The sequence below is a fragment of the Cysteiniphilum marinum genome (assembly GCF_014857925.1).
In the GTDB taxonomy this organism is placed as follows: Bacteria; Pseudomonadota; Gammaproteobacteria; order Francisellales; family Francisellaceae; genus Caedibacter; species Caedibacter marinus.
Genome location: NZ_JACYVZ010000010.1, coordinates 70,708 through 84,338, shown reverse-complemented (window position 1 = coordinate 84,338; position 13,631 = coordinate 70,708). Strand labels below are relative to the sequence as shown.

The 13,631-nt window shown below is 37.2% G+C and carries 15 protein-coding genes and 1 tRNA gene; 7 read left to right on the top strand and 9 right to left on the bottom strand.

Annotated features, from left to right (window positions below; all coding sequences use genetic code 11):
- Positions 1–154 precede the first annotated feature (154 nt).
- From IE867_RS06965 to IE867_RS06950, 4 genes are all read right to left on the bottom strand, one after another.
- Positions 155–700 carry a hypothetical protein gene (locus IE867_RS06965; protein WP_192484044.1) on the bottom strand — a complete coding sequence of 182 codons (546 nt, stop codon included), beginning with the start codon at positions 698–700 and terminating at the stop codon, positions 155–157.
- 401 nt (positions 701–1,101) lie between these two features.
- The gene (locus tag IE867_RS06960; RefSeq protein ID WP_192484043.1) at positions 1,102–1,536 is read right to left on the bottom strand and encodes a site-specific integrase; all 435 of its coding nucleotides are present in this window, start codon (positions 1,534–1,536) and stop codon (positions 1,102–1,104) included.
- Between the two features lie 224 nt (positions 1,537–1,760).
- On the bottom strand, positions 1,761–2,147 hold the full coding sequence (locus IE867_RS06955; protein WP_192484042.1) for a hypothetical protein: 387 nt from the start codon (positions 2,145–2,147) through the stop codon (positions 1,761–1,763).
- A gap of 123 nt (positions 2,148–2,270) precedes the next feature.
- Complete coding sequence (locus tag IE867_RS06950) at positions 2,271–2,486, bottom strand: hypothetical protein (protein ID WP_192484041.1); 216 nt, start codon at positions 2,484–2,486, stop codon at positions 2,271–2,273.
- Between the two features lie 195 nt (positions 2,487–2,681).
- On the opposite strand from IE867_RS06950, the gene IE867_RS06945 reads away from it, so the two are divergent.
- Entirely contained in the window at positions 2,682–2,984 is a 303-nt protein-coding gene (locus IE867_RS06945; protein ID WP_192484040.1) for a hypothetical protein, read from the top strand.
- 139 nt (positions 2,985–3,123) lie between these two features.
- Here the strand turns inward: IE867_RS06945 and IE867_RS06940 are convergent, their stop codons facing one another.
- The 5 genes from IE867_RS06940 to IE867_RS06920 form a co-directional block, all read right to left on the bottom strand.
- The gene (locus IE867_RS06940; RefSeq protein WP_192484039.1) at positions 3,124–4,560 is read right to left on the bottom strand and encodes a catalase; all 1,437 of its coding nucleotides are present in this window, start codon (positions 4,558–4,560) and stop codon (positions 3,124–3,126) included.
- Between the two features lie 112 nt (positions 4,561–4,672).
- On the bottom strand, positions 4,673–5,095 hold the full coding sequence (locus IE867_RS06935) for a hypothetical protein (RefSeq protein WP_192484038.1): 423 nt from the start codon (positions 5,093–5,095) through the stop codon (positions 4,673–4,675).
- A gap of 4 nt (positions 5,096–5,099) precedes the next feature.
- Entirely contained in the window at positions 5,100–6,392 is a 1,293-nt protein-coding gene (locus IE867_RS06930; RefSeq protein WP_192484037.1) for an MFS transporter, read from the bottom strand.
- A 1-nt stretch (position 6,393) separates the two neighbouring features.
- Positions 6,394–7,413, bottom strand: coding sequence for a succinylglutamate desuccinylase/aspartoacylase family protein (locus IE867_RS06925; protein ID WP_192484036.1), 1,020 nt, complete (start codon positions 7,411–7,413; stop codon positions 6,394–6,396).
- A 198-nt stretch (positions 7,414–7,611) separates the two neighbouring features.
- Entirely contained in the window at positions 7,612–8,589 is a 978-nt protein-coding gene (locus tag IE867_RS06920) for a glucosaminidase domain-containing protein (RefSeq protein WP_192484035.1), read from the bottom strand.
- Positions 8,590–9,027: 438 nt separating this feature from the next.
- Between IE867_RS06920 and IE867_RS06915 the strand changes: the two genes are divergently transcribed.
- The 6 genes from IE867_RS06915 to IE867_RS06890 all read left to right on the top strand — a co-directional run bounded on the left by IE867_RS06915 (position 9,028) and on the right by IE867_RS06890 (position 13,613).
- A tRNA-Ser gene (locus IE867_RS06915) sits at positions 9,028–9,117 on the top strand.
- A 290-nt stretch (positions 9,118–9,407) separates the two neighbouring features.
- Complete coding sequence (gene mltA, locus IE867_RS06910) at positions 9,408–10,529, top strand: murein transglycosylase A (RefSeq protein WP_192484034.1); 1,122 nt, start codon at positions 9,408–9,410, stop codon at positions 10,527–10,529.
- 113 nt (positions 10,530–10,642) lie between these two features.
- Positions 10,643–11,977: a TldD/PmbA family protein gene (locus IE867_RS06905; protein WP_192484033.1), complete on the top strand. Its 1,335-nt coding sequence runs from the start codon at positions 10,643–10,645 to the stop codon at positions 11,975–11,977.
- Entirely contained in the window at positions 11,978–12,892 is a 915-nt protein-coding gene (locus tag IE867_RS06900) for a lysine exporter LysO family protein (protein WP_192484032.1), read from the top strand. It abuts the gene before it with no gap.
- A 16-nt stretch (positions 12,893–12,908) separates the two neighbouring features.
- The gene (locus tag IE867_RS06895; protein WP_192484031.1) at positions 12,909–13,259 is read left to right on the top strand and encodes a (2Fe-2S) ferredoxin domain-containing protein; all 351 of its coding nucleotides are present in this window, start codon (positions 12,909–12,911) and stop codon (positions 13,257–13,259) included.
- Between the two features lie 177 nt (positions 13,260–13,436).
- A complete protein-coding gene (locus tag IE867_RS06890; protein WP_192484030.1) occupies positions 13,437–13,613 on the top strand; it encodes a hypothetical protein in 177 nt (58 codons plus the stop codon).
- Positions 13,614–13,631 lie beyond the last annotated feature (18 nt).

Here is a 13,631-nt window from a genome sequence, read left to right as displayed (position 1 = left end):
TCACAACCATCAAGGACTACTCGCAACACGTTGCTGCGTTCCTCCTTGACAGTTGCTCTGTTTATTCTAGCAATAACACATTACATCAATATTAAATTTAAATTGACACAGTTTTATGAACACTCCCGTTTGGTTTGATTTTTATTCGCCATTACTATCTATGGCTATCATATTGCACTAAATCTTGACAACCACCTATAAGTTCACCATCAATGATTTTTGTCAGTGATTCATAACCAACACGCCATCTTTGCTGAGTTGTTGTGACAACGGATGCTGTTTTAGCATTAAGTTTAACAACGGTGCCATTATAGGTTACACCTTGGTAATGAAAACTAACATTTTCACCAACTTGCAAGTCATTTTTTGATAATTTCTTGCCTTTTGAAAGGTTGATCGCTGTGTTGCTACTATCAATGTTTAGCATGTAATAAGGGATGTTATATTCGGTATTGTCTCCAGTATCAATAATCACCGCTCGAGTCTTATTTAATTTCTGAATAATGCAGGTTCTAGATTTATTTTCAGAATGCTCAAAATACTCCACCATCATTCCAACAGTTAGTTTCTTTTTTATTTCTGAAATCTTTTGTGGTGATTCCATTTCTGTACCGATAAAACACCTTAATCTATATAAATCAAAAGCACTTGCATCTCTAATGGATTCTAAAAACTGACTATTTAAAAGATGTTTGTTCATTTTGAGTTCCACCAGTCTTTGACTTTTTGCCAAAACTTTTCAGTCGCATCAATTTTTTTGCTTTTTGATTTTGTTGGTGATGCCACACCCCAACCATAACCTTTCTTTACTGCCATTTTATTTCCTTAATTTAGTAATCTTCTTCAAAAACAGCCACAGCATCATCTTTTTGTTTTTGTAGACATCACCAATGTAGCTCAATTTTTACCACACCCATCCTCAAACTCTACGACCGAAGAAACTAAACCCTCATCAACAAAAATGGCGCCTTTGATCTTGACCGCTTCACTGGGTATGTGCACGGTTTCTTGAAGTAAAACGTTCAGTGCACTAAATCAATAGTCAGCTTTTGCCGTTCATCTTTGAGTTTATCGATGATGCCTTTTAAATAATAGCAGTACCTACATTATATATTGTCGATTACTAGCTAAGAATTTATACCATTTTTTATCTATACTAGGTTTTTCTTGCTTAAGATCACTCACAAACTTTTTGTTATCTTTTTCACTAACCACTCCTTTTACTACGAGCCATTGATGAAACTTCTTAAATGAGCTTATATAGCTTTCTAATTGATATAATGATGTAGGATATGTTTTGCGTAAAACCCAACTATCAAGAAAGTTGATAATTAAATCAGAATTCATATCATCTAAACTATTGATATCGTTTTTGTTATAAGCATAATCATTATGGTAATGCGAATACAGCTCAATATTACTTAAGTGTTTATTTGCAGTTTTTTCAGACACATGAGATAGCAAGTATTCTCTAAATTTATCTATGCATTGCATATCATCATCTAGCTGCTTTTCTACTAATTTTTCTATACTCATTTAATCACCATGTTATTCTTATTTTTTCCTTTTTTTTTGTGGTTCAAGAAAATCAAAAGGATTATAAAGACAACTATGTTTATAACTATCATTGCTAAGCAAACGATAACACCTATAACAAAATCAAAGCAAAAAACTGCAAAGTCTTTGATTTTTCTAAAAACTTTAATCATTTTGCATACCTACTGTATTGTTTATTAACGCTCATTCACGACACCCTCAATCTAATGCAATATTTTATTATCATTGATTTTATCGACTGGGAATCTTAATCTAATAAATCTCATGCCGCTTGAATGCTTGCCATCACTGCCAAAAAAGTCACGTGGTTTTATGCTGGAAATTTTATGATTAGCAAGGAGCGGGTGTAAAGTTTTATACGATTCAACGTCAAAACAATAAACCTCACCTATTCTTAGGTCTGACAGTATTTCACCTAAAGTTATTTCATGGATAGTGTCTTTCTTTTTGTCATAGGTGTGGTGGTCATTAATATAATCTATCATCATTTTCTTATTTTCAGCCACAATGAAACAGCCATTTTCATCACATAGAATGTTATGTTCAAGATCACATGAATAAACACCAACGATTTTATTTTTATCATTCATTCTCGGCATCCCTCATCAATAAACAAAATGCGCAATAGAGCCAGTATACAGCTTATTTGAGTAGATTTTTAGACTAACTTTAATTTTATTATTTTTAAATTTTGTCAACCTTTCGTTTGCCATCTAACCCAGTTCCTCTGCTTCTTCATTAACAAGTTCAACGCCGACTATTGAGTCAATACCAATGGTGCGCTTTTCTTGTTCGCCATCAATAGCCACATCAACCGTTGTGCCAGATAGTTTAGATACTTTGCACGTTACTCGCACGCCATTTAAATAATGCAACTTTATCGTCAGACTTTCCATTTTTGCTTTTGCTAAGTTTTTATACATACTCACAATTTGACTCCCTGTTAAACATACTCATTCTGCGCCCAAGCTTACCAGTTCTTAACACCAAGTAAAGCCTGTCTACATTTAGATTGATATAGTGTGTGGAATATCAGAACACCAAGAAGACAGTCGTTTTACTGGCAGTAAGGAGATCATTTTTGTATCATCTTCTTAAATTTCACAAATGATTGATTACGGAAAATGGCAATTTATCAAGAACCAACGCATTATATAAAAACGATTTTATCAGATTTACAGGGCGCATGGGGTTTATTAAGACAAGAAGTGGTTAAGTGTATACCATTTGAAAATGATAGTGCACTTATGCTGCATATTGATGAAGGAATGAGCTGGGAAAGTGTTAGAGACCTGCAGCATATGCGGAAAACTTTAATTTTAGTGAAAAACATAGCTGATAAATCAGAGTTGAATAATGAAGTTTATAAATTTATCAATGAGGCTTTAAATATACTTGACGAAGCTATAGCTGAATACACAAGGTGATTTTTTGTAGAAACGCAAAAACCTTGATATTAAAGGAATTAGGGAAATATGCTTGCTAATTTCGAAAAAAAAAATGAGGTGTTGTATAGGCCCGATAATGCTAGCTTCATAGCCAATCTATTTAATATATTTCAAAACTTCATTGCTGCATGAGTGCTGCCTCTACATACTTTTTGTATTCTGGATGCGCTTGATTAAATTGCTCAAGCATAATGGCTTGCACTTCGTTTGTCGCATGCACTAATCCGCTAGCGATATTATCTGCTAACTGCTGCTTTTGTGATTCATTCATCAATTGGAATAAATCCCCTGCTTGCGAGTAGTTATCCTCAGCTTGTGCATCATAATAATCAATATCACCAGATTGTCTTAATGGTGGTTCTTGATATTCAGGTGCTTCAGTTGGTGCGCTACTTTGCTGGTTTGGATAAAAGTTCACATCACTATTTTGCGAGATATCTAAATCAGTACCTGCCATCGCACCATCACGTTGATAATTATGCATTGGACATTTTGGCGCGTTAACTGGTAAATGATGCGCGTTAACTCCAACTCGATATCGATGTGCATCTTGATAGGCAAGCAATCTTGCTTGCAACATTTTATCTGGAGAGGCTCCTGTGCCAGGCACCAGATTACTTGGCGCAAAAGTTGACTGTTCAACTTCAGCAAAGTAATTGTCAACATTGCGATTTAACTCAAGCACACCAATCTGTTGCAATGAGAAATCAGCATGTGGCCAGACTTTGGTTAAATCAAATGGTTTAATATGGTAGTTTTGCGCCTCTTGTTCTGTCATTACCTGAATTTTGACATCCCATTTTGGAAAATCACCCTTGTCAATAGCATCAAAAAGATCTTTCTGCGCACCAAACCCAGGCATTTTAGCTGCTTCTTCATCGGTTAGATTCTCTATACCTTGCTGGGTTTTAAAATGCCATTTAACCCAAAAACGTTCACCTTTAGCATTATACAAACTTAAGGTATGTGAACCAAACATATGCATATGGCGATAGCTTTTAGGAATACCACGATCAGACATTAAAATCGTCATTTGATGTAATGATTGTGGATTCTTCGACCAGAACTCATACATCGCTGCAGGATCTGGCAAGTTGGTCTGTGGGTTTTTCTTTTGTGAATGGATAAAATCTGGAAATTTACTGGGATCTCTCAGGAAAAATATAGGTGTATTATTGCCGACAATATCATAATTGCCTTGTTTGGTATAAAACTTAATTGCAGCACCTCTTGGATCACGCGCATAATCACTTGAATCCTGACCGCCGCCAACTGTGGAGAAGCGGATAAATACATCTGTTTGTTTACCCTTGCCCTGTAAAAAATCAGCAATGCTTAAATGTGATAAGTCTTCTTCCAAAGTAAATACACCATAAGCACCTGAACCACGCGCATGTACGACACGCTCAGGAATACGCTCACGATTAAAATGCGCAAGCTTCTCAAATAACCTGAAATTATCAAAGGTTAACGAGCCACGCTCACCAGCACTGATACTGGTATTATCATTGGGCACCGGTGCGCCATTATTGGTTGTTAAATGTTTCTTGTTCATCTTGAACTCTCCTTATTGTGGTTATGCAACTTGTTGAAAATTTCTATACTTCCTAGCTTATCCATACTTGTCACCAATGATAAATATATTATATTTTTATTTTTAATATATTTTATTTATAATCATTCAATACTAAAAACCTGATCAATTGATAACGCTCCTTGCTACTTTTAAACCGATCCCTAAATAGCCACAGCTTTAAACACTTCTTCTGTGCACATTGGCATTCTAAATATAACGTGCCTGCAATCATAATACTACGACGAATTGTCACATCATTATGCCAATCATTACCATAATGTAAGTTAATCTTACGCGTATGAGCAGTTTCAGTTAAAACAATTGCGTTTAATTGTCTACCCGATAAATAATTTAATAACATGCCAATAAAAGCAATAATCCATAGCATAAGCGCGCCATAAAAAAGCGCTGCATGTAAGAGCTCAAAAATAATAAAAAGACAAAAGCTAAATAATAAGATGATAACGACAAGCTGAATGAAAGATCGTTTTAATAACACTTCCACCGTCGTCATTGATTTACTCTACTGTTTTCAACGTTGTTACAGTCAACTTGGTCGTCTCTTTGGTTGACTTACAAAACGTCTCTTTAATCAAGAAAACGCTAATTAATACACCAATAGTTATCACGGCAAGAATTAATAAAAAGCCATGCTGGTAATTAGTAATATTTAAAGCTTGTCCTTTTGACAAATGGGCAAGTACACCACCAATCAAAGGTGCCATCAAAGAGGTTACAAGCATAATCATGGCATTATTGAGACCCAAGCCTGCTGCCAGATAATTGTTATTGCATTGCTCTGCCATAATTGCAAAGCCAATACTCTGACCACTGGCACCAATACCAAGACCAAAAAAGGCAATACTAATGACGATAATATTGACCGGAAAATAAGTAATGCATAACACCGACAAAATACAAATAATTGCGGCAAACATCATCATACGTTTGCGCTTACTGGTGCGATCTGAGATAAAGCCTAAAAGCGGACAGCCAATGGCATAACCTAACCATGATAGCGTTAACATATAAGATGAGACATCAGAGCTAAAGCCATGCAACATCAAAAAGGCTTTACCACTATTTTCAGAGAAATATTCTATGGCAAAATAAACGCAAGCTGAATAACAGGCAATATACCAAACCTGACGTTGACGCACTAGCTGCCAAAGATTAACTTGCAAGCGCTCTTGGCGCTTTAAAATACGAAAACTTCCCGTGTAATCCGTATTATTACGAACAACAAGAAGCACAATAATTGCAATCACAATACCAATCGCACCTAACGCATAAAAAATATAACGCCATGGTAACTCAGCATGTGATGATAAGCTATTTAAAGGGCCAGCTGCCAACATTGGTCCCATCGTACCTATGAATTGAGATAAGCCAATAAACAACGCAATATGTTTGCGTGGCATCCAGTCATAAACAGCCACTAACAGACAGATAAAGCCAAAAGATGAGCCAAGCCCCATTAATACTCTAAAGACAAAAGCGCTATCAAAACCAAAGCTCATGCCAAAGCCAGTAACGGCCAATGCACAGAAAAATACGGCAACGAATAAGGTCTTTTTTAAACCTAAACGATCAGTAATAATTCCTACTGGGATTTGCATAATGCCATAAACTAGCTGATAGGCTGTTGAACTTAAGATAGCGAATGTCACAAGGTTTAAATTCAGGTCCTGAATAATGGGGTGCTCAAATGTACCTAGAATCGTTCTAAGTAAAAACTCATACATGAAAAATAATGCACAGACCAACCAAATGATCGTGCCGATAAAACTCATTTTTTGATTTTGACTCATTTTATTCGTCAACCTCAGGTTTGTGCTCTTCCTCCCATTCTTCTAGAATCTCCTCCGCTCTTTGATTATCAATAAATGACGCCACCTTAAAGATAGAAACTCCCTCTTGAATTAGTGGTGAGCGGTTAATTCCAACAATCACCCCATCAAGATCTGATTTAATTACTGTTGCATTTTCATTGCTAAATGGATCTGTCAGACGCCCAATTTTATCACCTTTTTTGATCGATTCACCCAGTGCTACTTCACTGTGCAAAACACCTGATGATGATGAAATAAGCCAATCATCATCTTTTGAAAATACAGGTGTTACATTATCATCGACCTCACCACTGAGCATTCCAAGTTTGCACATCACATTTTTAATACCATCTAAACCAACTTGAATCGCAGCTTGATCAAAACGTTGTGCCTCACCGGCTTCATATACCAATAACGGAATATTCAAACTCTCTGCCGTGATGCGAATACCGCTTTGATTAGTCTCAACCTCAGTGATAACCGGTGCTTGGAAGGCTCTGGCTAATTTCTTCGCCTCAACATTGTCAAAGTTGCAATACACTTGTGGCAAAATCTCATGATTCAACGAGCCTGTGTTTAACTCAATACAGCAATCAATCTGTGTCAATATTTCTTGAGTAAAGATATGTGCAATACGCTCTCCAAAACTGCCATGCTCATCGCCTGGAAAGCACGCACTTAGTCTCACACCACCTGGCGTTGGCTTGGGAAAATGCGACAAACCATAAACATTCAAAACCGGAATAGCAACCAATGTCCCATGCAAATCATCAGCAGAGATATCATCATATAACTGATTAGCAATTTCTAATCCATTAAATTCATTACCATCAATCATCGCAAACACCAAAAGTTTGCGTCCACTTTGCTTGCCATTGATTACTTTAATTGGCATATACATTGGTGAGCATGAATATTGTTCAGGCAAAGGCAATGCTAATGTTGCTTTCTCTCCTGGGTGAACACTAGCATCACAAATTTTGAAACTACTATTTTTCATTTTTTATTACTGACCTTGTTTGTTTTATTGTAATTTCAACAGCATTTAAGACGCTATAAAAGATCTCACATCTCGCATAATTGAAATCATTAAAAGTTACGTAGAAAGAGTATAGCTATTATTAGCACAAGCTAAACAATAAAAAACATAAATTTTTACTTTTTAATACAAAGAGATCATCAAAACACCTAAAAGCACCTAGATTTTTTCACATAAACCATCATATTGCCCAAGATTATTGTGACGCATCACAGTCTTTAGAATCGTCGCATATTCTTTACCTTTCAAACCTGAATAAGACTGCAAATAATCTGCCAAATCATAACCGTTCAACATAATTAACTGCGCTCTTTGCTCTCTAAACTCAGCATAGGGTGCCAAAGTATTAAGCACTCGATAGTAATCAGCAATACCTGCACTCACATCAGTAAACTCACTGACTTCATCAATCACGCCTGGTGTTGGGTATTTAGGTGCAATACCACAACCTTGTGAAAAACAATGCAAGCCGAAATAATTTTTGCCATGCACTGCAAAACGCGAACCACCCCAATTACTCTCAACAATTGCCTGCGCCAAAGTCAAGCTTTCAGGAATAATATTCACTCTTAATAACAGATGGTTAATCAAACTGCTATCATCCTTTTCATAAGCTTGTAGCGCATAAACATCTGCCAACTTGCGTAAACGGACTTTATCTTGAGATGTCATAGTAGGCTTTGATTCTAGTGCTAATAAAAAGTCACGATCTTTTAGAATCTGTCGATTGATCGGACACATCTTAGTAAGCATCGTATTAATAAATGCCTGCTTCGGCAGTCGCAGTGCTTGTGAAATAGATAAGTCATTATCTTCAAGATTATTCATCTGTACAATGCACCCAGATGACACACGAATACGATGAGCAATCCTATCAATCGCATCGCCCTTTAATACTAAGTATTTATAAGCACTATCATAACTACAACTTGGCGGCAAATTCAGTTTTGTTAAAACGTCATGCTTATTACTATCTGCATTTCTTTGTGCATATATTTGCTGTTTTTGCGTTTTTTTTGGCCCTGAATAACTTGATGAATCTGGCATGTTATTTGCTGTTGTACATGCGCTCAAGAGCACTACCATGAATATAATACTTTTACTTTTAATACTTCTAATGCTATTTATCCTTGCCATTTCTTTTCTCTTTACATGCTATACAGACATTTTACCGCTTAGAGTATAGTCGTCTTAGCATGATTCCGCTTTTATTTCTGTGCATTTTGGTTCTTTTATCAGGAACACTAGTAGCAATGAAGTGCTAATACATATTGGAATAACGATATAAGCACCAAGAAAACTTAATTTGCGCCGACTTTACCCTGATATTTTAAGATGTCAAGCGCCTTGCTTTCTAGGATCTACTTTGCTAGGATGCACATGCTTTTATTACAGCATTAGCTTAATGAAGTTTCTGCAAGAGGTGTCCGAGTGGGCGAATTAGTCCCCCGAGCAGCGAATAAACTACGAGCTAATGAGCGCCTGTAGCAGGTGCGAAAGGCTGGGTTACTTAACAAGATCACGATGATCGAGTTTAGTAACAAATCAACCACGGGTTGAACAAGTTAATTTTCTGGAGGGGTGTCCGAGTGGTTGAAGGAGCACGCCTGGAAAGCGTGTATACGTTAACGCGTATCGAGAGTTCGAATCTCTTCCCCTCCGCCAGAATTCATCTTTTCAACACACTTCAATCCTTTATGGACCAATGGATAAGATTTAAAATAAATAAAACTTTAAAATAACTCCTCCAATAAACAATAGTGTCGATGCTACGATGATGCTCACAATGATCAATTGACGTCGATAGTTAACGCTCCCCTATGACTTGATGCATATCTTTGAGCAAGCATTTACACCCTTTACAAATATGATCATAAAAAACCCACTTGACATCTGGCGATAGATCGCGACAATGGCAACATCTTAAAATATAAACATCTGTTGTAGATACGTCTATGCGAATAAAATACTTGCTTTGCTTAAGCACATTGACCTCATTTTTGCCTTTGTGTTTATTGGCAAATACAAGTATTAGCTTTGAACCAGTTGCCTATCAAGCATTACCCGACTGGGATTGTGGCGATCAAATGCAAGCCTATCAAGCATTGCAAATTTCGTGCAAAGCCATTGTCAAAAATAAAAACTATAATAAAGACTGGCAAGGCAGTTGCCAAAATATATTAGCCGTATCAGCACATACCGACCGACGTGCACGTGAGATGATTGAGCAAAACTTCTCACCATTTATGGTGCGTTACAATGATGAATCACAAGGTTTGTTTACTGGTTACTACGCACCAGCGATATCAGGCAGCTTATACCCAACAGCAGAATTCCAAATCCCTATTTATAAAACACCTGCTGATTTAATCCAGAAAAAAACATCCTCAGGCACGCAATACGGACGCATGGTTAATGGCAAGTTCACGCCCTATTACACACGTGAAGAAATTGCCAAAAATAATTTTTTCACGCGCAAAGACATCATTGCTTGGGTAAGTTCACGTGTTGAGCGCACCTTTCTACAGATTCAAGGATCTGGTCGAATTGAACTAACCAATGGCGATAGCATTCTTGTTGGGTATGACAGTCAAAATGGCCACCCTTATCGCCCAATTGGTCGCTATTTACTTGAAAACAAACTAATGCCTCGCGAAGACATCACGATGCAATCGATCAAGAAATGGTTATACCATCACCCCAAAGACGCTGATAAAGTATTAAACTATGATCCTTCTTTTGTCTTCTTCCGTGTGCTTAGTCATGGTAATCCCATTGGTGCCCAAGGTGTACCATTAACGCCTGGATATTCCATTGCCATTGACAATAAGTTCTACCAATACGGTACACCTGTTTGGTTAAGCACAACCTATCAAGGCAATCATAATAAAACGCATAAACTTGATCGTTTAATGATTGCGCAAGATACAGGAGGAGCAATTCGTGGTGCTATTCGTGGTGATGTATTTTGGGGCAGTGGTAGCGATGCTGAGTATTATGCCGGACACATGAAGAATCTAGGTAAAATGTTTGTGCTATTGCCAAAGGGCGATGCGTTTCACTTGAGCAAAAAGTAATTCCCAGTTAAAGCGTTAAAAACACCAAAAAACGCCAATCAAGATTTGCCTTATCCTAAGCAATTGCCGATAATATAGCACATTAAACTTTAAATCTTTTAATATTACTACACATGTCTATTCTCGATAAAAAGCGTTATTTACAAGATGTTCTTCAATTTGCAAGTGACGTGCTGCATAAGAAAAATATCGATGCTTTTGAAATCAATTGTAGCTATGACCAAGGACATGTTATTGCCGTTCGCGATCAGCAAGCTGAAACCTTAGAATATAATGTTACTCAGCAATTGAGTGTAACTATTTATCATCAAGGCAAAACAGGTTACGCTGAAACCTCAGACCTTAGTGAAAAAAGTATTCTATCGATTATTGATAATGCCAAAACCATTGCTAACTTTACCGAGAGAGATCCTTTTGCTGGCATCATTGATAAGCGCTTTCTATGCACACCATCTGAAATGCCTGAGCTTTATCAACCGATTGCAAACTTTAGTATTGATAAACTCATTGAACATGCCAGACATTGTGAGGCAATAGCACTTGAGAATAGTGACATTGATCACTCTGAAGGTGTTGATATTGATAGTTTTGAGATTTTGCATGGCTTTGCCAATAGTCACGGTTTCTTACATGTGTATCCGGAAACACGTCACAGCATCGGCATGGGGCTGATTGCCAAAGACAACCATGGCATGCAACGCGATAACGCTTACTATAGCGCACATGATTTCACCACGTTGCCAAGTATTGAGCATATTGCCAAACTTGCGCTTAAACGTACGCTAGATCGCAGAAACCCGCGACGCATCCAAAGTCAACAATTGCCCATTCTACTGTCGCCATCTATTGCCCGCTCATTTTGGGGTGCATTATTATCCGCCATTAAAGGACAACGCCAATACCACAAAGACACTTTCCTTTTGGATAAAATTGATCAATCAATTATTGCTCATGATATAAGCCTTATCGAGAATCCTAACATTCCACAAGCACTTGGTAATCAACCCTATGATAATGAAGGCGTTAACTTGGGTGAAAATCCAATTATTACCTGTGGCGTTCTAAATCGCTATTTATTAAGTAGCTATAGCGCACGTCAGCTAAAGCGTGAAACAACAGGCAACGCCGGAGGCATTAGTAACTTAACAGTTCATAGCAGCAATATTCAAGCGTATAATGCCCTTATTAAATCGATCGATAAGGGTGTGATTATCCATGAAACCATGGGACAAGGTTTTCATATTACCACGGGTGATTATTCACAAGGCGCGATGGGCTATTATGTTGAGAAAGGTGAAATTTGCTATCCGATTGATAACTTTACCATTGCCGGCAATCTAAGCCAGATGCTGCAGAGCATTATTGCGATGGGTGATGATATTGAACCTTTTTCACGGATCCAAAGTGGTTCACTGCTCATAAAACAATGTAGCATTAGTGGTGAGTAAATGACCCAAGCGCTTATCATTCTATCGGCATTAATTCTCGGTTATTTTATTGATCTTAAATTCTTATCTAACAAACTGATGAATAAACTACTGTCAGCGATGATTAGTCTGATTATTGCGGTCATGGGTTACAACTTTGGTGAGCTTATCTATAAACTGCAAGGTGAGCTTATTTCAATGCTTGGCATTACCTTAAGCTTTATTGCCGCCTTGTTTGCTATCAATGTGTTAGCAGTCTATGGTTATTTACACTTAAAACCAAAACGCGCAATCAAAGCGCATCACGACATGGTCAAAGCACAAAGCCCACTGAAGCCTATCCTGACCAGTTGTAAATACCTATTATATCTTGTCATTGGCACTTTAGTTGGACTATTTATCAATAAACCACTTATTCATATCGGACTAATTATTGATGGTATTTTAATCCTGATTTTATTTATTATTGGGATCCAAATGCGACGTGAGGGTCACTCACTGACGCAAATTCTCAAGAATAAGACCGGCATTATGATTGCGATTATCTTAATGATTAGCTCCCTTGCTGTTGGTGCCATCTTGGGGCTTTTCTTTAACATCCCACTTGCGCACGCATTAATGCTTACAAGCGGCTTTGGCTGGTATAGTTTAGCCAGTATTTTAAATGCTCAGCTGATTGACGCCCACTTCGGTACAATGACATTTTTTATCGATTTCTCACGCGAAATTATCGCGATTATTGTGATTCCGATGTTAGCCAAACGTATTCCTACCGAACTGGTGAGTTATAGTGGCGCCACAGCGATGGATTTTAGCTTACCTGTAATTAAAGACCATATCGGCATTCAAGCCGTACCTGTCGCCATCAGTAGTGGATTTGTATTAACTTTGGCAACGCCAATTCTTATTCCACTATTTAACCTTATTCCCTTTTAAATTTCTAAGGATTGTTATGCACGATGAATTATTAACCCAAAAAGCGCAAACGTTAGGTTTGAATAATATTAAACGCCATATTTTTTTATGTTGCGATCAAAACATTGATAAATGTTGCAACAAAGATGACTCTCTCGTTGCATGGGACTATCTAAAAAAACGACTATCTGAGCTTAAACTTTCACAATCAGGCGAGATTTATCGCACCAAAGCCAATTGTCTACGCGTATGTATACAAGGTCCTATTGCCGTTGTTTATCCTGAGGGTGTATGGTATCACTCATGCACTCCTAAAGTCCTTGAAGAAATTATTCAGTCACATTTAATTAATGGCAAGATCGTGACAAAGTATCAAATTAAAAATTAGACTTAAACGTCACAAAACTAACTGCCTCTGACTACTTAACCAAAACACAACTGACTCTTAATTCATTACAGTGAAATTCTCGAAGACAAAAATCATCTCTTAGTTGCATTAAAATTATTCGCATACTACCAAATTTTACGCTACCATGTTTTAAACAATTAAAAAGGAGATCGTATTATGGATATGCAAAATGGATACAATACACAGACATCTACATTACAGGCACACGTCTATCATGACGCCATGGCGATGCTTAAAATGGGTGTGCCAATTTCTGTTGTCGCTAAAACCTTACAGATTCCAAGTGAGCAGATTCGCCATTTGAAAAATGAACGCAGTAATAATAATGAATAAAGAATAAGAATCGATTAG